Annotated in this window: 21 protein-coding genes; 8 read left to right on the top strand and 13 right to left on the bottom strand. The window is 57.0% G+C overall.

Translation table 11 applies throughout. The features are described from left to right. Window positions 1–12: 12 nt before the first annotated feature. Entirely contained in the window at window positions 13–264 is a 252-nt protein-coding gene (locus tag ACVIGA_RS25515; protein WP_456668443.1) for a DUF3551 domain-containing protein, read from the bottom strand. A gap of 404 nt (window positions 265–668) precedes the next feature. On the opposite strand from ACVIGA_RS25515, the gene ACVIGA_RS25510 reads away from it, so the two are divergent. The 4 genes from ACVIGA_RS25510 (at window position 669) to tnpC (ACVIGA_RS25495) (ending at window position 5,181) form a co-directional block, all read left to right on the top strand. Beyond that, entirely contained in the window at window positions 669–1,466 is a 798-nt protein-coding gene (locus ACVIGA_RS25510; RefSeq protein WP_456668442.1) for a hypothetical protein, read from the top strand. A gap of 1,283 nt (window positions 1,467–2,749) precedes the next feature. Beyond that, window positions 2,750–3,151 (top strand): IS66-like element accessory protein TnpA, encoded by a 402-nt coding sequence (gene tnpA, locus ACVIGA_RS25505; protein WP_414643311.1) that lies wholly within the window; start codon window positions 2,750–2,752, stop codon window positions 3,149–3,151. After that, the gene (gene tnpB, locus ACVIGA_RS25500) at window positions 3,148–3,498 is read left to right on the top strand and encodes an IS66 family insertion sequence element accessory protein TnpB (protein ID WP_166202960.1); all 351 of its coding nucleotides are present in this window, start codon (window positions 3,148–3,150) and stop codon (window positions 3,496–3,498) included. Before tnpA (ACVIGA_RS25505) ends, tnpB (ACVIGA_RS25500) begins: the two co-directional genes overlap by 4 nt. Window positions 3,499–3,597: 99 nt before the next feature. Beyond that, window positions 3,598–5,181 (top strand): IS66 family transposase, encoded by a 1,584-nt coding sequence (gene tnpC / locus ACVIGA_RS25495; protein WP_456670885.1) that lies wholly within the window; start codon window positions 3,598–3,600, stop codon window positions 5,179–5,181. Here tnpC (ACVIGA_RS25495) and ACVIGA_RS25490 read toward each other — a convergent pair whose 3' ends face one another. Further along, a complete protein-coding gene (locus tag ACVIGA_RS25490; protein ID WP_166202962.1) occupies window positions 5,182–5,619 on the bottom strand; it encodes a hypothetical protein in 438 nt (145 codons plus the stop codon). A 542-nt stretch (window positions 5,620–6,161) separates the two neighbouring features. Between ACVIGA_RS25490 and ACVIGA_RS25485 the strand changes: the two genes are divergently transcribed. The 3 genes from ACVIGA_RS25485 to ACVIGA_RS25475 are packed head-to-tail and all read left to right on the top strand — an operon-like array spanning window position 6,162 to window position 10,236. Then, a complete protein-coding gene (locus ACVIGA_RS25485; protein WP_456668441.1) occupies window positions 6,162–7,937 on the top strand; it encodes an esterase/lipase family protein in 1,776 nt (591 codons plus the stop codon). Window positions 7,938–7,951: 14 nt separating this feature from the next. Beyond that, the gene (locus ACVIGA_RS25480) at window positions 7,952–9,904 is read left to right on the top strand and encodes a pentapeptide repeat-containing protein (RefSeq protein WP_456668440.1); all 1,953 of its coding nucleotides are present in this window, start codon (window positions 7,952–7,954) and stop codon (window positions 9,902–9,904) included. Window positions 9,905–9,942: 38 nt separating this feature from the next. Continuing rightward, a complete protein-coding gene (locus tag ACVIGA_RS25475; RefSeq protein ID WP_456668439.1) occupies window positions 9,943–10,236 on the top strand; it encodes a glycoside hydrolase family 2 protein in 294 nt (97 codons plus the stop codon). 106 nt (window positions 10,237–10,342) lie between these two features. Here ACVIGA_RS25475 and tnpC (ACVIGA_RS25470) read toward each other — a convergent pair whose 3' ends face one another. From tnpC (ACVIGA_RS25470) to ACVIGA_RS25420, 11 genes are all read right to left on the bottom strand, one after another. After that, window positions 10,343–12,016 (bottom strand): IS66 family transposase, encoded by a 1,674-nt coding sequence (gene tnpC, locus ACVIGA_RS25470; RefSeq protein ID WP_166205228.1) that lies wholly within the window; start codon window positions 12,014–12,016, stop codon window positions 10,343–10,345. Window positions 12,017–12,062: 46 nt separating this feature from the next. Then, window positions 12,063–12,257, bottom strand: a complete 195-nt coding sequence (gene tnpB / locus ACVIGA_RS25465; RefSeq protein ID WP_166293650.1) for an IS66 family insertion sequence element accessory protein TnpB — start codon at window positions 12,255–12,257, stop codon at window positions 12,063–12,065. 33 nt (window positions 12,258–12,290) lie between these two features. Then, window positions 12,291–13,517, bottom strand: coding sequence for a group II intron reverse transcriptase/maturase (ltrA, locus tag ACVIGA_RS25460; protein WP_166306448.1), 1,227 nt, complete (start codon window positions 13,515–13,517; stop codon window positions 12,291–12,293). 561 nt (window positions 13,518–14,078) lie between these two features. Beyond that, complete coding sequence (gene tnpB, locus ACVIGA_RS25455; protein ID WP_166294299.1) at window positions 14,079–14,297, bottom strand: IS66 family insertion sequence element accessory protein TnpB; 219 nt, start codon at window positions 14,295–14,297, stop codon at window positions 14,079–14,081. After that, window positions 14,294–14,689 (bottom strand): IS66-like element accessory protein TnpA, encoded by a 396-nt coding sequence (gene tnpA, locus ACVIGA_RS25450; RefSeq protein WP_248594478.1) that lies wholly within the window; start codon window positions 14,687–14,689, stop codon window positions 14,294–14,296. The genes tnpB (ACVIGA_RS25455) and tnpA (ACVIGA_RS25450) overlap by 4 nt, the downstream gene beginning before the upstream one ends. A 351-nt stretch (window positions 14,690–15,040) precedes the next feature. Then, the gene (locus ACVIGA_RS25445; RefSeq protein ID WP_456668438.1) at window positions 15,041–15,916 is read right to left on the bottom strand and encodes a hypothetical protein; all 876 of its coding nucleotides are present in this window, start codon (window positions 15,914–15,916) and stop codon (window positions 15,041–15,043) included. Between the two features lie 78 nt (window positions 15,917–15,994). Further along, window positions 15,995–17,110, bottom strand: coding sequence for a 5-methylcytosine-specific restriction endonuclease system specificity protein McrC (gene mcrC / locus ACVIGA_RS25440; RefSeq protein ID WP_456668437.1), 1,116 nt, complete (start codon window positions 17,108–17,110; stop codon window positions 15,995–15,997). Between the two features lie 8 nt (window positions 17,111–17,118). Beyond that, entirely contained in the window at window positions 17,119–19,176 is a 2,058-nt protein-coding gene (locus ACVIGA_RS25435) for an McrB family protein (protein WP_456668436.1), read from the bottom strand. A gap of 201 nt (window positions 19,177–19,377) precedes the next feature. Continuing rightward, entirely contained in the window at window positions 19,378–22,776 is a 3,399-nt protein-coding gene (locus ACVIGA_RS25430; RefSeq protein ID WP_456668435.1) for a TM0106 family RecB-like putative nuclease, read from the bottom strand. 206 nt (window positions 22,777–22,982) lie between these two features. Continuing rightward, on the bottom strand, window positions 22,983–23,477 hold the full coding sequence (locus ACVIGA_RS25425) for a hypothetical protein (protein ID WP_456668434.1): 495 nt from the start codon (window positions 23,475–23,477) through the stop codon (window positions 22,983–22,985). 173 nt (window positions 23,478–23,650) lie between these two features. Further along, on the bottom strand, window positions 23,651–24,943 hold the full coding sequence (locus tag ACVIGA_RS25420) for a phospholipase D family protein (protein WP_456668433.1): 1,293 nt from the start codon (window positions 24,941–24,943) through the stop codon (window positions 23,651–23,653). A gap of 163 nt (window positions 24,944–25,106) precedes the next feature. Between ACVIGA_RS25420 and ACVIGA_RS25415 the strand changes: the two genes are divergently transcribed. Further along, window positions 25,107–25,694 carry a hypothetical protein gene (locus ACVIGA_RS25415; RefSeq protein WP_456668432.1) on the top strand — a complete coding sequence of 196 codons (588 nt, stop codon included), beginning with the start codon at window positions 25,107–25,109 and terminating at the stop codon, window positions 25,692–25,694. Window positions 25,695–25,773 lie beyond the last annotated feature (79 nt).

Below are 25,773 nucleotides of genomic sequence, written 5' to 3'. Positions count from 1 at the left end.
GAGCGGAAACGGTCATCGCTCAGGCCCGCCAGGGCGCGCCGGTCCTGGCGCATAAAAGGGATTGACCAGGCAGGTTGCCGGAGCCCCCACGGCGCTCGCCTGGCACTCCTTCATCGACGTGAAGATGCAATCCATCCGGTCGCCGACCAGTTCACCGTAAACATGCAAGCAGACCGGATAGCGGGGATCATACATTTGTGCCGATGCCGGCTTCGTCATGCAAAGCACGCCCAGCGCGAGCAGCAGCGCTCCAAGCAACCTCACGTCAAGTCTCCCGCTATGGCAGCAAAATACATTGTCTCGCCGACAACACTGTCCCGTGCAATTTAGCCTTGGGTTTGGCCTTGGGGCTGGAGCGGGCGAAGGGAATCGAACCCTCGTATGCAGCTTGGGAAGCTAACTCTTCTCACGCAAAAACAAAAGGTTAATTACAAAACCGGGACAAATCGGACCAAGTCGCGTCAAAGGGTTAGTGCGGAAAAGCAAAACGCAAATTTCGAACCGCTTTATCACTCTATCTATGAGGGGCGGAAGAGATTAGGTCATTACCTTCGCATCTCTCCAAAGCGGTATGCCGCCTACGATACGTTAGACCGGCCTCTGGGGCTCTTTGGCAAGCGCCGCGACGCTTGGTCGGCCGTCAGCCGGGCGGCTTCCGGGGTCGAGCGATGAACGACCTTTCGACCGCGGCGGCGGCGCTCTATAAATCCGTCAATTCCGCAACCTCGCCTGAAGAGCTCAACACTCTGTTAGATGCCATCTGGCGTCGCCACTGGCCCATGGGGGCAATCAGCGATGATGAGGCTCAGTTTCTCGCTGAGGCCATTCAGAATCGGAAACCGGAGCGCGGACTCATCGCGCAATCGCCCATCGTCAAACTTCACGCGCGCTTATCGTCACGCTTTAGGACGCGGCAACGGCCCCGTTCACCGGATCGTCAAGCCTCGCGAGATCGGCGGCGCACGCTGGGCAGTTCGTCATCCATGCCGCCTGCAATGAGAGCGATGTTCACTGAAGGGCAACGCGCCGTGCTCGCGATCGTTGCCGGCGAGGTCAAACATCACGGCGTCTGTGATCTGCCTTACGACAAGATCGCGGCCATCGCGGGAGTATGTCGGACGACCGTCCAAACTGCCATGCATGAAGCCCGCCGGCTAGGCTTCATTCACATCATCGAGCGACCACAACGGAGTAGGAAGAATCTCACGAACCTGATTCGCATCACGTCCACTGAATGGACGACATGGATCAAACGCGGACCTACGGCCCACCGACCGCCCTCCTGCGAATTACCCGCAGCTGGTCTGATAGGGTCCAAAGCGGTGAAAATGGTGAGCCCCACGAAGAACACAGATACAAGAAAGAAGCTTTGCGCGAAAATTGCTGGAGCAGCTCACCTAGAGGGTCTGCCCTTATGCGTGTTACCGGTGTCAGCATTGGGGAAAGCTAAAAATGCGACGAGCTAACGATCGACGACAATCGATTCGTCGAGCCTCGCTACCAGATTCCGTTGACGGGCGATCACAACAACCGGGTGTAAGCCCTGAACGTCAAAGTCTGAGGCCTCTCCCTCATCCTTTTGCCAACAATTCTCGTAGTCAGATTTCCCTCGGATCGTGGCTTGGATTGATGTGTTGAAGTCCCTGTCAGTAAAGCGCGCTGAGGTGGTCAAAAGTCTGGGTTCGACTGTCGGCGACCGGCTTCCCAGACTCGGGTAAAAATCGTGGAGCTAAATAACAAAAAGCCATTGGGGAGGCGCGACGACACATGGCTCCGGCTGACGCGGTGGGGGGTGGTAAATTCCTCATCGCCTTCCACCTCGCGGACCGGCCTCACTCTCACTCAGGGATTTTTTTTCGATGCAGTCATAGTTTCGGTCCGAGCGACCAAAGCTTGCCAACAAGCCCAAAAAAACGCTGATAAATCTCAAATGCTTACCGATTACCAAAAGACGACGTGCTAGGCGTCCCGCCAAAAGCGAGCATTTGTTTTCAGGGCTCGTTCTAAATCAGTCTCGCCTAGACGTCAGACAGCCTCGGACCGCGGACCACTACTATGAACCACCTGTGCTGGATAGCGTGCGACAGTTGGGCTCGATCGATGATTGAGAACATGTGCCGCGTGATACGCATAGACTCGAGGGAGGGAGAGAATCTAGAAAAAGATTTGCTCCTCTGCTGCGGCTGAGGTGCTCTCGCTAGAGGGAGAGACGCTGCTTTTCTGCCTGCGGAGGCTAGGCGTTCGAAGAGCTGCGAGGCTCTGCCGCCGAACACGACGATCGCGAGCATTAGTGCTGATTCCCGGAAAAAGGAGGATTTCGGCTCCGCGCGATTTGGGGTCACCGGTTGGATTGGGGAGAGCAAATTGGAAGGTGCTCGAACCGGTCATGCTGCCGAAACGCTTCGGCCGGGATGGAGGGTGTGCATCAAAGAGGCCGCGGCCATATCCGGAACTACTTCCACGTGGATTGCAATGATGGGTCGACAGCGTCGACGTAAGATTTCGTAAACACCAACGCCAATCGAGCTTCTATCCCGTAAAGAACACAAAGCCCCTGTTTGTAGGTGCGTCCGCGCCCGCAACGCCGCTCATCCCAAAGTGAGCGATGCGCCTGAGCATGTCCGTGAGCGTCATGCGGAGACCACGCGCTGAGGGTTGATCTGGTCGGCTAGGAAGATCTCGCGGAATGGTTTGTCGCGAGGTCACAATGTCAAAGGATAGTCGTAAGGATAGCGATAAGGATAGGCATATGCCTATCCTCGAACACGGCGCCGACACGCTGCAGCGTGTCGAGATCATCACCGGGACGGGCCGACGTCGGCGCTGGTCGACCGATGCGAAGGCGGCGATTGTTGCGGAGAGTTTTGCGCCGGGTGCAAGCGTGTCCGCAGTGGCGCGGCGACACGACATCAGTCCAAGCCTGTTGTTTCTCTGGCGTCGCCAGGCTACGCGGGCGCAGGTCGCGGAGCGCGGGGACAGAGGCATGCCACCTGGCTTTGTGCCGATCGCGATCACCGGCTGTGGGCGCCCGAGTGAGGAGCAGGCGGCGATCGAGATCGAGGTCGGCGCGATTCGCATCCGTGTCAGGGGGACAGTCGACCGGGAGGCACTGTGCGAGGTGCTGGCGGCGGTCGGGACGGTTGGTCGATGATCGGGCTTCGAGCTGGGTTGTCGATCTGGATTGCGACGCAGCCGGTCGATTTCCGCCGCGGCATGGACTCGCTGGCGATGCTGGTGAGCGAGGCCTTTGGAGCCGATCCGTTCGACGGCGGACTTTATGTCTTCCGCTCCAAGCGCCGAGATCGCGTGAAGATCCTGACTTGGGATGGAAGCGGCCTTGTCCTTTACTACAAAAGAATCGAGGGGCAGTTCACCTGGCCGCCGATCAAGGAAGGCGTCATGTCGCTATCTCATGCTCAGCTCTCGGTGCTGCTCGATGGCTCGGACTGGAAGCGTGTGCCGATGCGAGTTGTGGATCAGCCGATGCGAGCTGGTTGATCATTATCAAGAGTCGTTCGTCACTCATGCGGAGTTGTTGTAGAATCGCTCTGCATGAGTGATTTGCCTTCCGATCCAGCATTGCTCCGACAAGCCGTGATGACGCTATCGTCACGGCTTGCGGCGTTGTCGGAGGAATGCAGCACGCTGGCGACCGAGCGTGATGCAGCGATCGCCCAACGCGACGCTGCGATCCAGGAGAACGACAAGCTCCTGATGATCCTGTCCCAGTACAAGCGCACGATCTTCGGTCCGCGCTCCGAGACACTGGATATCGGACAGCTGTCTCTCTTCACCATCAGGGCACAGGCGGTTCGTGCCGCCGCCAACGACGACGTGACCGGAGGCAGGCTGCCTGACGGAGCGGAGGGCCGTGGAAAGCGACCGGCGCGACGCAACCGGGGGAAGCTTCCGGAGCATTTGCCGCGCATCGATGTCGTGATCGATATCGAGAGCCACATCTGCCCTTGCTGCGGCGAGCAGCTGCACAAGATCGGGGAGACCGTCAAGGAAGCCTTCGACGTCATTCCGATGCAGTACCGGGTCAAGCGCATCATGCGTCCACGGTACGGCTGCCGGGGATGCCGCCAGGGTGTTCTGCAGGCACCCGCGCCGGCCCAGGCGATCGACGGTGGAATGGTGACGGAAGCCTTGCTGGCCCACGTCGCGGTGATGAAATACGGCTACCAGCTGCCGCTGTATCGCCAGGAACAGATGTTTGCCGCCCAAGGCATCACGCTCGACCGGCAAACGCTGGCCTCGTGGATGGGCCGCGTCGCCTGGTGGCTGAAGCCGCTTCACGCGCTGTTGCGCCGCGCAGTGATGTCCTACCCGCGGCTGTTTGCCGACGAGACGCCGCTGCCAGTTCTCGATCCCGGCCGTGGCAGAACCAAAGTCTGCCAGTTCTGGGCGATCGCCACCGACGACCGCCCGTGGGGCGGCCCGGCGCCGCCGGCAGTAGTCTACGTGTTCGCCGAGGATCGCAAGGCAATCCGCGCCAGGCAGCTGTTTGAAGACTACGACGGCATCCTGCAGGTCGACGGCTACGCCGGGTACAAGGGGCTGATTAAAAACGGCGGCCGTCTGGTACAACTGGCGTTCTGCTTCGCGCATGCGCGGCGGAAGTTCTGGGACGTCCACATCGCGACGAAATCGCCGATTGCCGCGGAAGCGCTGCAGCGGATCGCGATGTTCTACGCCATTGAGGATCGCATTCGCGGTTTGCCGGCGACGCAGCGAGCTGCGGTGCGACAATCCGACACCAGACCGCTGATCGAGGACTTCAAGCCCTGGCTCGAGGCGCGACTGCTGGAAGTCTCGAAGAAATCCGGCCTTGGCAAGGCGATCCGCTACACCCTCAACCATTGGGACGGCCTGACGCGATTCATCGATGATGGGCGCATCGAGATCGACAGCAATACGGTCGAACGCAGCATCAAGCCGATCGGGCTGGGAAAGAAAAACTATCTGTTCGCAGGCAGTGAGGGCGGCGCCGAAACCTGGGCCACTCTCGCATCACTCATCAACTCCGCAAAGCTTCACGACATCGACCCACGGCACTATTTTACTGATGTTCTCGAGCGCATCGTCTCCGGACGTACCAAGATCAATCAGCTGAACACGCTGCTGCCGTGGAATTGGAAAGCCGAGCGCGATGGTTCGGAGCCAAAGCTCGCCGCTTGATCAGTTCGACGGCACGGCGTCGGGAACTTCCTGCGCATCGCTGGCGTCGTCGTAGATCTCTTCGCGGATCACGCGCAGCGTTACCTCGTGCAGATACACTTGCAGCGCACCCTCCAGCTCGGTGAACTCGGGCAGCAGGACTCGATCAACGAAGCCCCGTGACGCACGGACCATCACCGTGTTACGTCGCTGTCGGCGATAACGAAACGGCCGCAGCCCATATCGGCGGCAAAGCGCCAGAAACAGGTGCCGAGACCACTGGTCGGGAAGTGAGAATTGCTGTTCGATCGGTGGATCGTGGCGAGCAAGTTCCTCGACCCGGGCCCGCACCCGCTGCAGCGCGGCTTCCGCTGCAAGGCGCTCACCAGCAGTTCCGGCCCCCACGAACAACGCCTCGATCTTCCGAAGCTTCTCGCGCAGCTGCGACTCGCTGGTCATTCTGATCCCCGTTGCCCGCTCCGAACCGGGATCAACCCATCACCGCGCGCCGGCGGCGTCAATCATCCCGACCGCGCTATCCAGAGCATTCCGCGCAAGTCAAGCCCAGGCACCCGTGATCCTCTCGTGACGCTCACGCATGTCCCGCTGTTGACATGACTCTGCCGAAGTTCGTCGAGCTCTGTTCGGAATACAGCGGCGAAATCCCGACAAGTCGCGCTGTCATCAACGACGCTGTTCATGCAGATGTACCGCTATTCGTCGATCGTGAACCAGGGAGCGTCCATCACCTCGACACTGCGATCGGACGCCTTTTGACAGATCAAAGGGGCCTGCAGTACATCCGCAATCCGGGGTTGCGCAATTTTTGCGTTCAGATATGATCCACGACAACTATAGTCCGTCCAGCGGCACCCGTCAGTATAGGGGCAGGAACCGGACGGTGGAGTTGCGCCGCCGCCGACTGCAATGGGACGAATTTATTACTTACCTCTGAATAGCAGTTCGAACACATTTACTAGCCAAATGGCTGTGGGGCTCAAATGGAGCTCGGATTAAAGAGCCTGAAGCAAGGCTCCGGCGATTGCGCCGTTATATTCATTCATGGAGTTCTTTCCGCTGGCGACAAATGTTGGAGCCACGATAACGGCACGTATTGGCCGAACCTCCTCGTCCAAGATAGCGCCCTCGGCGATCTGAGCGTTTTCGTATACACCTACGAGACCGGCATCTTCAGCGCAGATTACAACCTCGAGGACGTCGTCGCCGATCTCCGGGAATGGATGCGAAGCGCTGGGGTCGAAGGCGAGCCACGCATCATATTCGTGTGCCATAGTATGGGTGGTATCGTTGCCCGAAGATATCTTGTGCGTCGTCATTTGGATAGAGATGCCCCGCGATCGCGGACGACATTTGGCCTCTTCCTTGTCGCTTCCCCTTCACTTGGGTCCGAATGGGCAAATTGGCTCCAGCCAATTGCTGAATTCCTTGGACACAGCCAAGCCGATGCCCTTCGATTTTCGGAGCAAAACAACTGGCTAAACGGTTTGGACGGCGATTTCCGTCGTCTTATCCACTTGAAGGGCGAGGAGCTACATGGGCGCGAGTTAGTTGAAGACAAGTTCGTCGTGGGCGGATTTTTTTTCGCTCCGAAGGTCGTCGCCCGAATATCGGCAGCTCACTATTTCCCAAATGAGCTCAAGATTGCCGGATCCGATCATTCGTCGATCGCCAAGCCGGAAAATGCGGTCGCGCTGCAACATCAAGCGCTTCGCGATTTTGTCAAGGCTCTCCCTAAGCCTCAGCCTGATCCGGCGCAGATGGTCCGGACCACCAACGACGCCTTAAACGTGCTGATCGCGAACGCGAACGAACCCGTAATCCGCGAAACCGTAGGTCGTTTTCGAGATGCCTTCGAGAACGCAAACACGCAGATCATGACGCTAAAACACTATAAAGGGCTTCACGACAGCTTGCATAAATTGCAGCTCGTGCTCGATACGATTGAGGACGCCCTGGATCGATCGAAAATTGACAGCGCAGCCGCAGGTACGTTGGGCAAACACGCCGTTGTCCTACATGGAATTGCTAGGGAAGCTCGGAAGCAGATCACCGACCTCCCAAATGCGCGGTTAGAGCAAACATGGATAAGTAAACTGGAGACTTACGCCGACTTTATGCAGCGCGCAGCAAGACCCTTCGCTACTCAAATCGACTTCGATCGGCTCGCCGACATTGGATTGGGCGAATTGTTGAATCACGCCTCCCGCATCAACCGGACGCTCACCAGATGTATGAGCAGCCTTCGTCTAACCCCTTTGTCTGAAAGTATGCGAATGATCGCGGAGAAACTGCGACCAATCGCAAAGCCCGGAGATAAAGCGTTGCAGCAACTCGATGCTGGATCGCAGGCAGTTTACGAGATGCACGGCCATCTCGAGCAATTTGTCAGCGAGCACTACGAATGGCAATGGTTCAGCAACGAACTCGACCACGCTAGATTATCCTCGAAGCACCAGCCATCGGACAAAATGTCAAACTGGGAAGAGTTCAAAGAACGATTCACAAGACTCTGCGATCAAGATCCAAATGAAAGTTGGGCGAATGAACTCAAACAGCTTATGGAACATTGGATCGCGGCCACTCCGTCAGCGCAACCAAGCTACGCAGAGACAATTGCGGGCGAGAACGCGTTTGACGCATTTTATCAGGATTGCCTCGAAAGATTCGTTCAAATCGACACGGATCTCAAGGACCTCTCCGTGCAGATAGCCAGTGTTGCTGGCAATCTCGTTACGGTTTTGACCGTTATTACATAGCTCACGGTGTTATAATGACAGCCGCGTACGCTACTCCGGAGCTTTTTTCTTCGCTCGACGCAATTCGGCGAGCGAACGACGAACTAATTTCGACTCTTCCCGTCGACGACTTTAGCGGGGAGGGGAACGAACGTGAGGCAGCCGAGGCGCGCGCCGTTGAATTCATCAAGCGAGTGGTTGAAACCGGTGCTGTGCTTGATATGCCGTCCGACCGCAAGATAGCACAGGGCTTCATCAATTACTGGGCCTCTAGACCCTACACTTCATCGATCAACATTGACGCGATGTCGCCGCAGTTGGGCAGAGCGAACACCCTTTTGCAACCCTTCGACGCGGCCACGATACGTTTAATAGTCGAAGGCAGCGATGCGCTGTTTCTGTCGCAAGACCGGAAGAACCAAATCATTATGAAAGGGATGTTACTCCATCTTATTCGCGTCTCAGACGGAGGTGCCGTCTCGTTGCTACCGCGGATCAGGACAAATCTATATTCGGCTAATGAAGCCAAGTGTGGAAACCGGATTATTGAGGCCCTTTTTGCCGTCGGCGCGATCGTTATGCGCCCCATCAAGGAGGACAGGCTCGTCGAACTGCGGTACGAAGTGCTTGTGCGCCACTGGCCGAGACTTCACGACTGGATTGACGAACGTATCAAGGTTCGCGAAGCGGCGCTCTTTTGGAGTCACAGGGGACGCGATAAGGGCGCGCTACTAAGCGCCCAACTGGCGAAATCTGCTAAGGCATATGATGACCTAAGCGATCTAGAAAAGGAATTTGTTGGTAAGAGTCTTGCACTCACTACTCGCCGGCGCGTGACCCAAATTGCCGCCGCTCTGATCATCCTTGCCTCGCCTCTTGCAACCTTGTTGGCTTATAGGGAATTGTATCTCCCTTGGCGGGCACCTGTAAAAATTGGAGTGGCCAGGTCCCAGGACAAACCAATGGAAAGTAGAATTGACGCCATACGATGGCTGGCAAGAACGGGCTATGACAAGCTCGATTTATCAGACAGATCACTGAAGGCTACCAACTCAATCGACTTGAAAGGATTGATTGCGCCGCGGCAATGGAACTTCAACAGAGCGGAGTTAGAAAACGTCGACTTGCGAAATTCGGTTCTGCCGGCTGCCCGGTTTACTGAGAGCGGAATTGACAACAGCCATTTTGACGAGGCGAAGCTGGAAGATGCCGAGTTCTCGCGAGCTAGGATCTCGGATACGTCGTTCTCCAGAAGCAATCTCAGTCGCACGGTGTTCGATTTCGCGCGGCTTTGTGGTGTTGATTTCTCCGAAGCAGACGTCAGTGAAGCCTCATTTTCTGAAGTTCGTTACGATAGCCTTCCCAATTTTAAAAACAGCGCATGGTGGCTCGCATCTGGCTGGACGCTTCAGCAAGTCGACGCTCTTGCTAAGCAATTCGGAGGGAGCACGCCCGATATCCCAATATTCAGAAGGGAACTGGACCGCTTCAAGAAACTGCTGGATGCGAACAAAGACCCTGCGACGCTGGAATACGTGAAAGCGCAGGACGGCATTGCCTGGACCTACGCGATCCACGGTCTTGATCTCGATGCGGCTGAAGCTGCGTCCAGGTTGTCACGGGACAGTATCGCCAAACTGACGGGGCTGAGCAATTTCCACACGCACAAAATCCAGTCGTACACAGCGGACACGCTCGGTTATATTCTGTTGCAAAAGGGCCAGGTAGAGGAAGCCGTACGACTGTTGGAGGATGCGGCAGGATTTGAGCAGAATCCCGGTGCGGTGTTTCGTTACGGTCTTGCTCTTAGCAGGTATGGACGGGACGACGAGGCTCTAAACATCCTGAACTCACCGGCTGCTGCAAGCTATTCACCCAGTCACGAACTCTATCTGCTGAGGGATACCTTCTCGGGTGCGCTTCAGACATTTTTGGACGACCAACAATCGAACCCAGAGCCGACACCTACGGGTGGATGGTGTCATTAGCGTAGCAAGAGAAGGTGCAGGGCCGGGCTGAGCTTCGCGTGGAGATCAAACTCATGCGGACGATGCGGATATCTTACGAAGATATGACGAACTTAGAAAACCTGCCGAAGGTTCAACTGACAGCGACCGCACAACTTCGTCGACAGAAAGACGGAGATTTTGTCCAGGTTCGCCTGAAGAACGCATCAGCAGCGTTGGCATTCCACGTGCACCTTGCGGTGGAAGATGGGAAGCTGACCGAAGAGATACTTCCGGCATTCTGGGACGATAATTACATCTCGATGTTGCCCGGAGAGGAGCGAACTATCGGTGCTCGGTTCCTCGGCAATTAATCGATTGGCCCTCAGTCAAGGCGTACGCATACGACGGAGGCCGCCTGATTGACGCATGCGCGCGGGCACGGCGAGGTCTATGATGGCATTGGGTGAAGGGTGAAGGTCAGGCGGCCTGCTGATTGGCTGGCTTGTCGGCCTGGCGCAGGAGCTTCCATTCCCAGGGCAAGAGCTCGTGCAGACGCGATGCGGGATGATCGGCGATACGGGCCAGGACGTCGGCGAGCCAGGCCTTGGGATCGACGTCGTTGAGGCGACAGGTCGTGATCATCGTCAGCATGATGGCGGCACGGTCGGCGCCGCGCTGGCTGCCGGCGAAGGTCCAGTTGCGCCTTCCCAAGGCGATGCCTCTCAATGCGCGCTCAGCGCAATTGTTGGTCAAGCAGATCCTGCCGTCGTCGAGGAAGCGGGCGAAGCCGTCCCAGCGCCTGAGCATGTAGTTAATCGGCTTCAGGACCTCGGAGGAACGCGAGAGGGTTTCGCGCTCGCGGAGCAGCCAGGCATGCATGTCCTCGAGAAGTGACTTACTCTGTTCCTGGCGAGCGGCACGCCGCTCGCCGGCACCGCGGCCGTTGATGGCGCGCTCGATCTCGAACAACGTATCGAGGCGTCTGACAGCCTCCAGCGCGATCGGGGAGACCGGTTTGCCTTTCTTGCCTTCCCGAGCATTTTTCTCGATATCAGCCAGCTCGAAGAAGCCCCGCCGCGCATGGGCCACGCAAAACGCCGGCGTAATCGGCAGCGCCTTCTTCTGCGGGTCGAACAGCGGCTCGAAGCCGCTGTAGCAATCCGCCTGCAAGATGCCGGCGAAGGCGGCCAGATGTCTCTGTGGATGCTCGCCTCGTCGGTCGCTCGAGGCGTAATAGACCGCTGCCGGCGGCGCAGGCCCGGCGAACGGCCGGTCATCCCGCACATAAGTCCAGATCCGCCCGGTCGTGCACTTGCCCTTCGCCAGAATACGGATGGTGGTGTCGTCGCCATGAAGGCGCTCGGCAGCGAGCACGTGGCGTTCGATCAAGTGGAAGAGCGGCATGACGGCGAAGGTCCCGTGGCCGACCTGGTCGGCCAGCGTCGACAACGGCAGGTCGATCCCCTCGGCCTTAAAGCGCGCACTCTGGCGGTTGAGCGGGATATGCATGCCGAACTTGTCGAACAGGATCGTCGCCAGCAATTGTGGGCCGATGAAGCCGCGCGGCGTGGCATGGAACGGCGCGGGCGGCTGGCTGATCTTCTCGCAATCGCGGCAGGTGAACTTCTCGCGTACCGTCTCGATCAGCTTGAAGCGGCGCGGGATCTCCTCCAGCGTCTTGGTCACATCCTCACCGATCTTCGCCAGCCGCGATCCACCGCAGCAGGCGCAGGTCGTTGGAGTCTCAATGACGACGCGCTCGCGTTCGATATCGTCAGGCCATGGCTTGCGCACCGGCCGCTTGCGCATGAAGGGGCGGACGTTCTGCGTCTTCGCCGCTGCGGCCTGTGCGGCAAGCTCATCCTCGCTCGCCGTGGTGACGAGTTCTTCGAGCTCCAACTCCAACTGCTCGAGCAGCCGTGCCGAGCGCTCGGATCGCTGCCCGTGCAGTTCGCGTTTCAGCTTCTCGATGCGCAACTCGAGATGAGCGATCAGCGCCTCGGTATCCGACAGTTTCGCCTGCGCATTCGCGGCTTGCGCCTGCCAGTTGGCGGCCTTCGCCTCGGCTTTCTGTCGCGCCTCACGCTCGGCCTGCAGCGCCGCCAGGGCACTGACAAGGTCCGATGGAAGATCATCCGGCTTCGATATCATGGAGCCATTGAATCAGATCGAGCAGCAGATTCAAACCGTAAAACGACTATCCGACCCGCGTCGGACGCTGGGTTTCTTGAGGGTTGCGCCAATCGATCCCGGACAACAGATAGCTCAACTGCGCCGGAGAGATCGTTACCGATTCACCAGCAACCGATGGCCAGATGAACCTGCCTCTCTCGAGTCTTTTGGTGAACAAGCAGGCGCCCTGGCCATGGTGAGTCGGCCCCGGGGGTTGCACCCGGAGCCGCTCTCCGAACCGTACGTGACGCTCTCACGTCATACGGCTCTCAACAAGTAACGAGGCAGAACTCAACATCGCCCAATGAGCGAACAGCTTCGGCCTGCGGCAGCGGATCAATCTGAGCCAGGTGGAGGCTCTGACTTTTCCATTCTTCAGCCCTTTGTATTTGCGTCGCGCCCAGCGGTTAAGAGATTCGTCGACATATCGATACAGGTTGTGCATTTCTGACCGCCCATATCTGCCGTAGTACTGCCTCCATCCACGAAGGACGGGGTTCAGTTCCAAGGCAATTGCGTCGACTTCCGTCTGCGAGCGAAGCCTGAGGCGGAGCTGCCGGATCGTCATACGCATAGACGTCATCGCCGCCCTGCTGACCGCTGGCGAGAACGTACAGAAGTTTTCTTTCTTCTGATGGTTTCTTGCCCTGCGCGGTCGAAAGGTAAATCCCAGAAAGTCAAATGACTGACTGGCATGGCTACCCGGGCGATTGCTGTCTTTGCAGTAGACGATCTTGGTCTTGTCGGGATGCATTTCGAGTTCGCATTCCTTAAACCTTGCTTGCAGCGCCGCCTTGATGGCTTCCGCCTCAGCCTTGGTTCGGCAATGAACGAGCCCGTCGTCCGCGTATCGACACCACGGCGACTGCGGGAAGTTCCGCGCCATCCATGTATCGAACGCATAATGCAAGAACAAATTGGCAAGGACGGGACTGATCACGCCGCCTTGGGGTGTGCCCCGGTCGCGAGCGGTGATCGCTCCGTCTCTGTCTTGCATCGGCGCTGTTAGCCAGCGTTCGATGTAGAGCAGAGCCCATTCGTCTTGCACATGCTTCCTGACGGCCTTCATGAGCAACTTGTGGCTGATATTGTCGAACAGGCCTTTGATGTCGAACTCCAGCACCCAGTCCATCCTCCAGCACCGTTGCCGGGTGACGCCGACGGCGTCCAGCGCGGATTTTCCGGGCCGGTAGCCGTAGGAATCGGGAAGGAAGATTTCCTCGAGTGCTTGTTCAATCTGCAGCTTGACGACCGTTTGCGCCACGCGATCTGCTACTGTCGGCACACCTAGAATGCGTTGCCCGCCGTTCTTCTTGGGAATGGAGACAGCCCGAACGGCAGGTGGAAAGTAGCTGCCAGAAGACATTCGATTCCAGACCTTGTAAAGGTTGCCCTTCAAGTCCTTCTCAAAAGCTTCGAGCGACACCTTATCCACGCCGGCCGAGCCCGCATTGGCTTTGACCAATCGGTAGGCCTTCATCACTGTCTGCTTGTCGATATCGTACTGCTTACGTCCGGTTACACTCACATGTCCTCCTGCTCATCACAGTTGCATATGGGAGCAACCCACTTGTTTCGGCCCCTTCGCTCCAGTCCCATTACAGCACCTTCATCACTACTACGAGCCGATCCGCCCCAGTGTTGTGCTTCGGTACTCTCGTCTCGCGGTGTGCGCCGCTTGAACTTCTCCCTTGGCATCACAACGACTGGTTCCTGCAGTTCTCTACAAGAGCCTGTATCCAGATCGCGTCCCCTAAACGCCGGTCGCCATCCGCGCAGTAATCCAGGCGCCTCACGGATTGATCTCAGGGATGGCACGCGCCCCTGATTTTGGCGACGCCTTAGTAATTTTCGACGCGTCATCGGAAGATTCGCTTTCGCTCGCCTTCTGGATACTTACCTGCCCCGTACACCCGGGACTTTTGCAACACTTGCTCATGACCGCGCCTTTTAAGCGAAGCCACAGTGTCGTGGTTTTGCATCTGCGCCTGAAACGCCGATGCAGGAGGGCCATCCTCCATCTCTCATAAAGCTGTACGCATTAAATTCGGTTATTCACCTCCTTCATGCTCTGCAGCACACCGTGCCAAATGACCTTCAATAGATCACCGCGTTTGCCCCGGAAGCAGAAAAGACCGCCGCCCATGGCGTCGCGCTTGAGCACTTCCTGCACGCGCAGAGCCAGACTCGGAAAGCCGCACCGCATGTCGGTATGGCCCGTCGCCAGCCACACCCGCACGCCCGTCGGGATCGGGATCATCGGCGCGCCAGGCCCCGAGCAATTCGAACGACCGCCTCGATATCCGCACCGGGGCCGAAGACCACGCGCAGCCCCTGAGGGCTCACGATTTCGATCTGACCTGTCTCGACAGCTTCCGTCGTTGGCGGCGTACTTGCCGCAACTATCGCAGGGACGAATGTCGCGCCGATCGAATCCTCTTCGGCCGGATCATGACAGGTCCAAGCCTTGCGCCAGCTCAGCAGAAGCTGACGTGATATCCCATACCGGCGAGCCGTCGCCGACACCAGTCGTGGCCCCGAGAAGCTCTCCTCTACGATTCTGAGCTTCTCCGCACGCGTCCAGCGTCGCCGCCGACCGGTCTCCACCAAATCCATGCGGCTCAGCACCGCACTGTCCTTATGTCCGTCCATAAGGACAGTCAGCTACAGATCGGAAAAACTCGCAAGACGGCCGCCCTCGGACGGATACGTCAAGGCTCGCAATTTCCGGCTGGAATCTAATACCGACGATCCTGGCAATTGATGAAAGCGCGTGCGATGAAGTCGACGCAAAATAGTGCCCTCGGCTGCCACCGCTCCCGGCGGTTACACCTTAGACGACATCGTTCGCGTATTGAGCGGTTATGGAATGCGCCGGCTCAAATAGAACGCAGGCTCGCACCACTCACTTCGGTGCGACCTTGCAACGATCAAGTCACGCGATAATGTGCGTCGAAGAATTCCTGGTTTGCCTTCCAAAACTCCAACAAGCTTTTCGCGGCCTCAAACGCCCGAACTGCGCGGCTCTCTAGCGAAACCGTCCGCGACCTCAAATTTCGGAAGCTGCGAGATTCGGAGCACGATCGAGCCTTTGTTGAAAGCGACCCTACTGCCCTCAGGCTTTTGCGCTTCAAGGAACGTAACGAGCGCGCCAGCAACGCCACCGTTCTTCAAGGCTAAGTCAACTTCACCCATATGCCCTTTAAGATCTACACGTAGGTACTTTGGCGAATCAACACAGTTCGCGGCGATAAAGGTAGTCTTGGGCAGTCGACGCCGGTCTAAGGCAAAGTAGCCCGGGAATTCGCGATCGACCATATCGTACAGGCTGCTCCAGAATTCAACCCTGAAGGCGTCCGCCCCTTCGACTTCCACCCGCTCTTCCAGGGCTGCTCTCGCAATGAAGTCGGCCCTGTACGCAGCTCGCGCGTCATCGCCAAGCGATATGAGAAACTTCGCAGCATTTTCAAATGAGACCGCAGCCGTCCCACCAAGAATAGCCTCATATCGCGCAAGCTTCGCCGATGGAGCAAAGACGAGCACCGCATACTTTTTCCAAAGCCCTCGGTCGACTCCGCGATCGCCTCGCCGGAAATATCGCCCAAGCTGGTCTGCACTCAGCGAATGCCTGACCTTGTTCTCGACAAGCAGAGCAAACTTATCGCCGGACTTGGTTTCAAAGACTGCCTCTACGTCCGTTTCGCCATTCTCAGACATTACTGAGATTCTGGTCCGGGCTGGAAAAACTATATCGGCGGTACTGGCCTTACCGCAAAACCATTCTGCAAATGCCGAGTTAACGCGCAGCTCTTCTGCCAGCCACACGTCAATATCCCGCTCCACAAACGAACGAATTTCACATAGGTGCTCGCGCGTCATTTGGACCTGAACTTGACTAAGCCATTCATCGAGCGGCTCCCCATCCCACGATGTGGTATGCTAGAAAGATTTGGCCCGTCAGCTCAGGGGCGCTTTCTGGGTAACACAATAAAGAAGCTGAGCTCGAATTTCGGATGCCGATCCACCTAGATCAACAGTGGCAAACCTAATTTTGTGACCCTGGATAACTACCGTTTCGTCAATCATCGTGCCAATAGATGGGTGCAGAAGTAGGCCACTTGCGCGATCAGCCCCGTGATCCCCGAGCCCCACCTGAGATCGTAGATACGCGTAGATCTGGTAGACGTAAGAGCTCCGCAAGGTTTCGTCTCGATACCAGCCGGTTGTCACAATGGACGTGAATTTGGTGTCGATAATAATTCTACGGTTTGATGCTGCGTGATTGAGCACGACATCAGTTCGCATTGTGGGTAGGATCTTTTCGATACCCCTTGTCTGCTCTTCAATTTGCCATCCCAACGCCGTTCCGCACCGGACTTGCCATCCAACGGAGCTTAGCGCCACAGCATAAAACCCACCCACCGCCTTCTCAAATAGTCGACGCACCCAAGCGATTTCTCGATCCGGCGAAGAAAGTAGGTTGGCTCCTGCCGTTTCCGTCGGCAACGAAAGGTCAAACGCGAGTCTTGCAGCAGCAACCATCGACCGGTCGCTCGCATCACATCGACCAAATCGAAGCGCACTAATCTCGGCGGGAGGTGGCGCGTGACCCGACACTCCCATGCTCTTCATGCTGCTTGCAAGAGATCGGCACCGATGCGCTATATCTTGTCGTCGGACTATTCTCGAGACAGATTCCAAAGCCGCGCGAACGAATCGATTAAGAGGTGTATTGATCGTCAAATCGTCGAAACGGCAAGCTATTCGACCGCGTAGCAGCAGCTGATGTCTTTCAGTCGCAATAACGTCAATTCGTCCCCGCACGCGAGTTTGAACCGCTGCGCGCGACTGGTAACCCAAACTGAGACGGCGGCGTTGCCGCGTCTCGACCGCATGAGCTAGGATCTCAGCGACAAGATCCGGCAAATCATCTGGGCTTTCCTCGAGGCCCACCCTTCCTGTTCCGCGGACGCGGAAGAGATCGGATGCGTAGAGAATCAGGAGCCAGAGGTTCCGGACCGGGATTCGCCCGATATATCTGTCCGCCACTATAGCGTCGGTTGACTGAGCCATCATTCTGCTCACCAGCCTTGCAGAAGGCGTTCACACGCCTTTCGTGACTCCTCTGGTGCGTCGAACCAATACTCTCGAAGCAAGGGACCAATCTCAGTGGCAACCACCTGACGAAACCACTTCTGAGTACCTCCCTCCTCTAGAGGATCTGACGGCGTTACATAGCTGTGACCGATGCAGAATTGTTCACCCAAACGCGCATCGCCCGCGATGTAGTCGTTGAGAGCGATAATTCGACGCTCAATCTCTGTCACAAAATCTGGATCCACGTTGCACCGCCGGACGATCCAACTGCGCCAAGAAGCGGCAAGGTTTGGCTTGAGGTCGTAGAAGGCAAAGCGCCGACGAAATGCAAGATCGACCAGCGCCAATGATCGATCCGCAATGTTCATTGTACCTACGACATAGACATTCTTTGGAATGTGAACAGCGCGATGCACACCATCGGCATCCGGATAACAAAGCTCCAATGCGTCACGGGGCGACCTTTTTCCTGCCTCCAAAAGGGTTAGAAGCTCGCCGAAAATTTGTGCAGGATTTCCTCGGTTAATTTCCTCGATCACCACCACATGGGCAGATGGATCCTTCGACGCAGCTTTGATCACCTCCATAAATACACCGTCGACCAGCGCTAGCTTGCCTTCGCCTGCTGGCCGCCAGCCGCGCACAAAATCCTCATACGACAAATTAGGGTGGAATTGCACCACGCGCACCTTACTCTCGTCCCTCTGTCCAACCAGCGCGAATGCAAGCCGCTTTGCAAGCCATGTCTTACCAGTACCCGGCGGCCCCTGAAGAATGAGATTCTTCTTCTCCCGCAGCCTATCAAGGACTTCGAGAATCTCGGCAGAATCGAGAAAGCATCCCTCCTCTAGGATATCGTCCACCGCATATGGAGCAGCAAGCGCTGACTCTGTCGTGGCCTCGGGAACGACGTCATCGGAGTTCGGATCGGCGCTTCGATCATCCGTTAGCGAAGACGCCGCCGGGCCTCTGTACGCAAACGCTTCAACGGAAAGATCTGGATAGGAATGAACTGGGTATGAGGTCTCTTTGAAGCGGGCCCCTAGAATATCCATCACGGCAAGGTAATCAATCGCGTTGCATCGCCTCCTCGGGCCGTTCAAACCAATCGCAATTCCTAACTTTCCGGTTATGTAGGCTTGTGAAACGTGATCTAGACTTAGAAATGACCAAGGACGGATCCAATACAAGCCAACAGTCAAGTTCCACCCAACACCACGCCGACCGTTTGCGTTGTCAAACGCCTTAATGAACTCCCTGCGAACGTATTCGTCCTCAGTATCAGCAAACTTGATTCCAGCCGCGAACACTTCCCATAAGGCATCGATGTGATCTGATTGACGATCTTTCTCAAAGCCAAAATACCAGGAGTTCTGATTGTTCAGAATTGGAATCCCTTCGAAGCTATTGGGAATGGGCTGATCCACACCCAACAATCTTGCAAGATTGGTAGCAATGATTTTGCGATTAGACTCCGTCGTTCCTCGATTAAACAACCCCATTGTCGTGAATGGGCAAATATCTCTGACGAAGCCGGCACCGCCATCGATATACTGGTCGTCCCCTAAGTGGCCCAGCCCCTCGACGCGCTTCGATATCTCATGAATGCCGGCGATTAATTCCGACCTCTTGTCGCGAAAAACAAGCAGTTTATCGGCTACAGCTTCATAGAACTTGGTCCAGCCAAATCGGCGCTCGTCTAACATCGCTGTGCCGAAACGCTCTCGCCAGCTTGGCGCATTTCGAAAGCGATTGATATCTTGAGGCTTTCCGTCGAAGGCAAACGCAATCAATCCTTCACTCATCCAATCCTCGGGAGTGACGCGCCACACCGTTCCTCGGTTAGTGTAGAAATACCACTCACGTAGAGGCGCCGGCGTCTTCCAGTCGACCTTTATGCGCCTTCCATCGCCAATGTTCTCGGCAATTACGCCAACGGCCTTCACTGCCATCACCGATACAGACAACCCACGACTATCAAATGGTAGATCGTTCTTTCGAACGTAGGATGACTTGATAGCAACTTGATCGCCGGGACGCATGGATCTCACCAAGTCCAAATATCTATCCGTGTATCCATTTTCCCAAATGCCTTCCGCTAGGAAGCGCTGTGTCTGGTCATCGGTGCCGTTGTAGAACGCGCCAACGAACCAGCTTACGTGTCGCCTAGCGCTCTCCGACTCTCTATCTGTCATAGTCATAAGGCTCCAGGCTGGCTCGTTTAATGAAGTTCGCGTACTTCACTACAACGTGGAAGCTAACTCCAAATATCTGCAAAATGCGTTTACAAGCTGCATGTGCCGTGGCGTCCGGCATTCGGCCTGAAATACGCGCGGTGATGCTACAAGGATGCAAAGGCACTTTGCCCTTGAAGTCGCGACATTGAGCCTGTTGAGACTGTACAGAAACTCCATGCCTCGCGGAGCGTCGGCGTGGCTCGATGTCGTCATCGAGTAGATGGCGATCGGCGCCTCCTGTCCCTGAAACTTGTCTACAGTGCCAACGCGCGCGCCCGGTAACCGCTCCTGAAGTTCAAAGACCTGCGCATTGTAGGGAGCTATGATCAGGATATCCTCGAGCCTGATGGCAGCTTCTTTGCCTGTACCGTCAACCCAGCTTGCGTTGCTGCCAAGGATTTCATCGACGAGCATTTTGATCTCGTCCGCTTCCTCGGGAGAGGAATTCTGGTTACCCTCGTGATGCACGGCGAGATAGCGAAGGCCGGCCCCGCTCACGCGGCTCGATGACCTGACTTTCTGTCGCTCCAGTCTCGCGCGCGAATGAAGTCGGCTTTCGTAGAAGAGTTCAGACGTAAGGGCGCAGATATCTGGATGAAGGCGCCATGTCTCCTCAAGGAAAAGTCCGCGGCCGGCCTCGATCGTTGGGTGTTCGCCCAGGACGTGTTCAAGCGCCGATACTGCTACGTCATCCGGATGACTCCCCTGTATCGGTTGCTCAAGCTGCCTCGGATCCCCCAGAAGGACAATGCTTTCGGCCGCCTGCGACACGGCCAGCACATTCGCAAGCGACAATTGAGCCGCTTCGTCCACGAACAAAACATCCACGGTGTCTGCGGCATCCGGACGTGCCCAAAACCAGCCGGTGGCACCGCCCACTTGGCTGCTATTCCCGAGCGCGTCAATGAATTCCGGATTCTTGATCGTCAGTTGAAGCCGCGGCAGAGAGGCCGCGTCGTCCGAGACCTTTTGTATGCATTGAATGGCCAACTGCTGTTCGGTGGCCGCCTCCAGCGATTTGTCAAGCAGGTGGCGAATGACCTTGTGGCTGTTGGCCGTTATACCAACTGTCCGCTTGTCGCGCACAAGTGCACAGATCATGCGCGCACCTGCGTGGGTTTTGCCAGCTCCCGGCGGCCCCTGCACCGGAAAAACGCTCTGATCAAGCGAGAGCGCCGCGCGGATCGCAGTTGACAGCGACGGCTCGCCAGCTTGCTCCAACGCCTGCCCGTGAAGGCGTGGCGCGACCTTGAGCAGCAAATCCCGAGCGGCACGATAGGCGCCCGGTCCAATGATTCCGTGGTCCGCTACGTACGCCCCGATCCGGAACACCGATTCCGCGAGAACCTGATTGTCGACGAACTTGTGCGCGAATACGGCCTCGGGATGAAGATTTGCGGTGTCTTGGCGCTTCTTAATATCGATTGTTCTATCGTCATTGGAAATCCCAACAACGCTGCCAAACTTGTCCCCGCCAACGCTTTTTAGATCATCGTTGCTGCGGAGATCGGTCTCCTGGACCGTGAACCTGTAGCGATGAATCGGCGCCCTCGCCGTTCCACCAACGTGGCTAAGAAAGGTTAGCCCTCCCAACCCCGCGCGCTCGTGCAAGAGCTCCTCGGCCGACAGATCGCTTAGCCGGAAATACTCCCACCAGACCGCTTTGTTCTCACGGCCGAAGAAATCGATCAGGTGAGCCAGTAGCCAGCGCGCCTGCTGCTCTGCGCTGCGTTCGGTGACGTCGTCCGGAACGTCGCTGATCAACCGAGCCACAAGGCCAGCGACCCGGCGCTTCCAGGCACTGAGATCCTCGCCAACCTCGGCGGCCTTCGGCTGGGGCCGATCGATCGTATTCCCCTGCGCGATTAGCCCGCCGCGCACCCCCTCAAGCCAGTTCCGCAAGGCGCGCGTCGATGCGCAGTCGTCGCGGTTGTATCCGATGATGGCAGCCTGATCGCCTGGGTCAATTCCATCGTCATCAGCCAATTCGAGGCAAGCCTGCACCCGCGCCATGGCGCCGCCGACATCAATCAGCGGAACGATACGATCAAACCGGTACAGTGGCTCAAGCTTCTTGATCGAATAACTTTCGACGCTGGCGCGGATGCTCTGCCGGACGATGGCGTACAAGTCCACGAACACGCCCGCCCGAAGTAGGTTGTCGACCTCGTCCTCTCGCGTGGCGTACCGCCCCATCAGCCGCTTCAAGGCGGCGGGCTCATAGGGCGCGTAGTGATAGATGTGCAGGCCGGGGTGCTCGGTGAGCCGCTTCGTGACGAAGTCGATGAAGCGTTCGAATGCCGCCCGTTCGTGCTGCCGTGTCGTTACCCAGTCCCCGACATAGGCGTCGGTGCCGTCCTCGTTGGCATAGAGGTAGCCGAATAGGAATTCGAGCCCACCTCCGTCCACAAACGGATCGCCCTCGAAATCGAAAAAGATGTCGCCAGGCGACGGCTCAGGCAGCCTGAACAAGCCGAATTCCGCCACCAGCGGCAGCACCTCGTGTAGCAGCTGGCCTGCTCCACGAGCTTCGACCTGGAGTCTCGCCTGCTCGCGCACCCTCTCGTAGCTTGGCGCAGTGCCCCGATCAGGCCGCCATTGCAGCGGGATGGGCAGCGTGGCGAGGGCGGCCATGGTGCCCACACCTCGCCGGCCCAGCTCCTCAATCTGGGTCTTGGCTATTCCTGCGACAAGCGACAGGTGATCGTCCGCCCGCCGCCGCAAAGCACAGGGCTCGCGCCATCGGCAGACCTCACAGTGCTCGATCGGGTCGGGATAGAGACCGTTATGCGGCGGCGCCGCCGCAAAGGTCTCCAGGCTTCGCCTGACGCGTCGGTAGAAGGCCGCAAAATCCGCCACGCGGTAGGCCTCCGGCCGGTACTCCGTCCCAGGTATCACAACATGGGCCGTCTCCGGCACCTTCTGCTGCATGGTCGCCAATAGATCCGAGTAGAGGCTGAGCTGCAGAACCGTATTGCCCTTGGTCTCGCGGGCCAACTTGGTGTCGGTGACCTCGTATGACCAGGCGCCCAAACCGCTTGGTGTCTCGACCCGACGCAGCACGTCGGCGCGACCACTCCAATGCCCATCCCGCAACGCCGCCTGAACGATCACCGCGTCGCCGCGCGCCATCGCCTGTCGCGTTTGGGTAACCGAGCCCTGATCGACACCAACGCCAGCAATGGCGGTGACAGTCTCGCCCTGCTTGGCGAGATGGTCGACAAATCCCTGCTCATGGGTCTTGCCGCGCTCCACCAGGGCATCGAGGGCCGGGTCATCTCTGAGCTTTGGCTTGGCCAGTTCGCCCGCAGCGACCTTGAGATCGAGGTTGGTGAGGTAACGGCAATTCAGATGCCCAACCAGGTCGCCAGCACTGAAGACGATCGCCGCGCCGTTCTTTTGCATCCATCCCCCGAGACTGCTGCCGGGCCTCAGGGACGCGGCAAGCGGCAACGATACCCGCCTTCGCATGAGCGCGAAAGAGCTAGGTGAGACACGCAAAGCGCGAATCGATCGCGCCCAAGCTCCACTCCGTCGAAAGTCGTAGCGTACCGGAAGTGTCGGAAGGAGCCCCCCCCCGCGTATCCGCTGTTATGGAACATCGCGTTGCGTTAGAGGGCGATCTCCGCAGTCAGATCTGGACACGCCTCATTCAGGACCTGACGGTAGATCGAAATCTTCTGTTCGCTTGTCATACCCGAGCGTCTCGTCATGGCGGATGGAGACGGCACCGCATGCAATCTGATCGACCTACCTTGCAGCTCGAGTGTTCGTGACCTGGGCATCCGACCCGAGATACCCGAAACCTTAATTACCCGCTCACGAGCCATGTATCCGCACGTCTCGCGCTCTGCTCGCCCGCCCGTAAAGATGACGTGTTCGATTGTTTGGTGCTCACTAAGCACGGTCCTAAAATCCGAAGACTCGACAAGCCGTAAGTCACTATCCAGTGCCGAACCTGCTCGGGTCCGAAAATAATTCTCGAAGATATCGTGCATCCAGATCCGGCGGACCATCAGAAAATCAATCATCTTCTGACGCTTGACGTCGGAAGTCAGTCCATCAAATCGAAGGCCAGTTATCGCCGGCAGGATCTTCAGCCACAACTCGTTGTCTCCCGATCCGTAGAAAAAATGAACGTCGCCCAGAGGCTCTCGGCCTGGATCCAACTCTCGAGAAAATCGTTCTGGCGGAGCCGTTCCAACGATGAGGACGCGCGTGCTCAAGGGTACGGGGTACCTTGCGTTGAAAGGATGTTTCTCTACGGCATTCGACACGGCTACGTCCGCTCCCGAAAGCCGTACTGTTTCAGTCGACGCTCGGCGCGCTCCAACTCAACAATGGAAAAAAGACCACGCCAGGGTTCGCGCAAGGCAAGTGCCTCCACCGTGAGATCAAGGCGCTTCAATTCCCAGAGCTTTGTAAAGCCACTCGAGGGCGTGCTGCTCAAGATCAGATGCTTCGCTGTAGGCAGGGCTCCGTCGCGCTCAATCATTCGAAGAAATTCAGTGGGACGATAACCAATCTTACTCGAGGCTACGAAGACCCCTCGCATGGCGCTCTCAAACACCTTCGCAATGGACTTTGGTGCGACAGACTCGTTCTGATGGGTGTCTATGAATTCGATTGCGTCTTTAATCGGTACCATTGCTGCGAACGTGCTTCCCACCCCTTTCTTCAGGACAAGATCGCGGGCAGCTCGCCTGCAGGAGTTTAAGTCCTTCGTCGAAAGCGTTAGCGTTCCAAAACCCGACAGCGAAACAGCAGTTTCCTCATGAACGTATGTTAAAAGCTTGGTTTCAATTTTGGGGTTCGGGACGCTCCAGTAGCCGCCGAACGAGCAGTCGTTTCCATCCAGCTCGAAATCCAGCAACCAATCTCCCGCCCGTATTTCGCTTTGCCAGCCTTCATATATATCGAACTCTCGCAGCGCTGGGTTGGCCTTCAGATTTGCGTTCAATTCCCTCTCTGCCGCTACGCTGAGACCCTCGCTATAGATGGCCAGCTTCACCTTAGTCCACGCCACGTGCTCTGGGCTGCCTCGCACAGCGGCGCCCAGATCAGTCGTAAGTTCAAGTCCGGTGGGAGAAATTCGTCTCCTATCCAGCCAGATTTGTTCTGCGAGAGCCAGGTGGGCATCAGTTACTTCATAGGCATTGTTCTTTCGGGATTCGAACCAGTTCAGTGCAGCCGCGATCACCTTCGGATCGTCGCTAAAGATGTTCGCTTCCGCCCACCCTCCTAGCCCGTCCACTATTGCTAACCCATTGGTCGAGGCGTTTGACGATCCGAGAACAAGTCCATTGGATGTCCAATAGAGTTTTCCGTGCAGTCGCGGGTCCGACCTCACCGGCACATGAGGCCGTATCCTCCGCAGCCTCTCGATCTCTGAGGGGTTACACGCTCCCGAGTCCAGGTTGCAAACGACATCAATATCGAGCTCGGATCTGGCCAGTCCGAGCGCTTCGATAGCTCCTTGGCCCCAAAATGCGACAGCAATTTTAGCTGTCGCGGCCGAACCCAAGATCTCGCGAATCTTGAGTAGCGCCCCAACTTCATCCAAAAACTGCATCTTGGCCTCCAAACAAATCGCGTCAAAGGTCGGTCTGGTACCCTCTATAAGATACCCACCGCTCTACATCCAGCAGTTGCAATAAAGCTGATGCTATGAAACTCTAGCCCCTTTGGATTGATGATCATCGCTCTTATCAGCGGTTCAAACGCAGGAGCCGGCAATGGATGTCGCTACGACACTTATTGATGCTGGGCTGAAAGAAATCCCTAAACTGATCTCGGCGCTAATTCTTTTAGGGTTCGCCTGGTTCGTGGGACAACGAATTTCGATGAACTGGAACTTGCGACAGAAGCAGAAAGAAAATGAACTACAAATTGCTCATGACTTCCATGCCTTATACGGCGAGTTCTTCGCTATCTGGAAGCTCTGGAATTACTACGTTCGGGATGTCGGTGAAGAACAATTGTCCGACGTGTCACGTTCTGGCTTGCTGGACCGCGCCTGCACCGCCGAAGGCAAGTTGGAATCCATGTTGGTGCGCCTAGCGTGCAACGACAAGCTTGACCGCTCACAGGTCGCGATTCTCGGACAATTCCGCCAACTTTATCAGCAGTTGCGTCAATCTATTCGCGACAAAAAAGCATTGGCTTGGGATCACGCAAACCATCCCCAATATTTAGCTTTCAAGACGAACGCGCCAAAGGTTGCCTCCTTGATAGTGGGACGCAAAATCGTTGACTCGAAGACGCTTCAATCGATCACAAGCAATGAATGGGAACTCTGGCTCGCGAGTTTAGACGCGCAGTGATCCACTCAATTTGTGATCGGAATCTGGGACATCTTCGTAAGCTAATTGTTACGAAAGAAATCGGACACTGACCATATAT

The organism is Bradyrhizobium sp. USDA 3240 (assembly GCF_054063295.1).
Note: the sequence above shows the minus strand (reverse complement) of the source record. Positions and strands in the feature narration are given on the sequence as shown.

Bases quoted from the DNA above. Each gene is read 5' to 3' on its own strand.
- ACVIGA_RS25490 (WP_166202962.1), bottom strand. From the start codon at position 5,619: ATGACCAGCGAGTCGCAGCTGCGCGAGAAGCTTCGGAAGATCGAGGCG.
- tnpB (WP_166294299.1), bottom strand. From the start codon at position 14,297: ATGATCCCGATCCCGACGGGCGTGCGGGTGTGGCTGGCGACGGGCCAT.
- ACVIGA_RS25485 (WP_456668441.1), top strand. From the start codon at position 6,162: ATGGAGCTCGGATTAAAGAGCCTGAAGCAAGGCTCCGGCGATTGCGCC.
- tnpB (WP_166202960.1), top strand. From the start codon at position 3,148: ATGATCGGGCTTCGAGCTGGGTTGTCGATCTGGATTGCGACGCAGCCG.
- ACVIGA_RS25415 (WP_456668432.1), top strand. From the start codon at position 25,107: ATGGATGTCGCTACGACACTTATTGATGCTGGGCTGAAAGAAATCCCT.
- ACVIGA_RS25510 (WP_456668442.1), top strand. From the start codon at position 669: ATGAACGACCTTTCGACCGCGGCGGCGGCGCTCTATAAATCCGTCAAT.
- tnpA (WP_248594478.1), bottom strand. From the start codon at position 14,689: ATGGACGGACATAAGGACAGTGCGGTGCTGAGCCGCATGGATTTGGTG.
- ACVIGA_RS25480 (WP_456668440.1), top strand. From the start codon at position 7,952: ATGACAGCCGCGTACGCTACTCCGGAGCTTTTTTCTTCGCTCGACGCA.
- tnpC (WP_456670885.1), top strand. From the start codon at position 3,598: ATGACGCTATCGTCACGGCTTGCGGCGTTGTCGGAGGAATGCAGCACG.
- tnpA (WP_414643311.1), top strand. From the start codon at position 2,750: ATGCCTATCCTCGAACACGGCGCCGACACGCTGCAGCGTGTCGAGATC.
- ACVIGA_RS25435 (WP_456668436.1), bottom strand. From the start codon at position 19,176: ATGCGTCCCGGCGATCAAGTTGCTATCAAGTCATCCTACGTTCGAAAG.
- tnpC (WP_166205228.1), bottom strand. From the start codon at position 12,016: ATGATATCGAAGCCGGATGATCTTCCATCGGACCTTGTCAGTGCCCTG.
- ACVIGA_RS25430 (WP_456668435.1), bottom strand. From the start codon at position 22,776: ATGCAAAAGAACGGCGCGGCGATCGTCTTCAGTGCTGGCGACCTGGTT.
- mcrC (WP_456668437.1), bottom strand. From the start codon at position 17,110: ATGGCTCAGTCAACCGACGCTATAGTGGCGGACAGATATATCGGGCGA.
- ACVIGA_RS25420 (WP_456668433.1), bottom strand. From the start codon at position 24,943: ATGCAGTTTTTGGATGAAGTTGGGGCGCTACTCAAGATTCGCGAGATC.
- ACVIGA_RS25445 (WP_456668438.1), bottom strand. From the start codon at position 15,916: ATGACGCGCGAGCACCTATGTGAAATTCGTTCGTTTGTGGAGCGGGAT.
- ltrA (WP_166306448.1), bottom strand. From the start codon at position 13,517: ATGAAGGCCTACCGATTGGTCAAAGCCAATGCGGGCTCGGCCGGCGTG.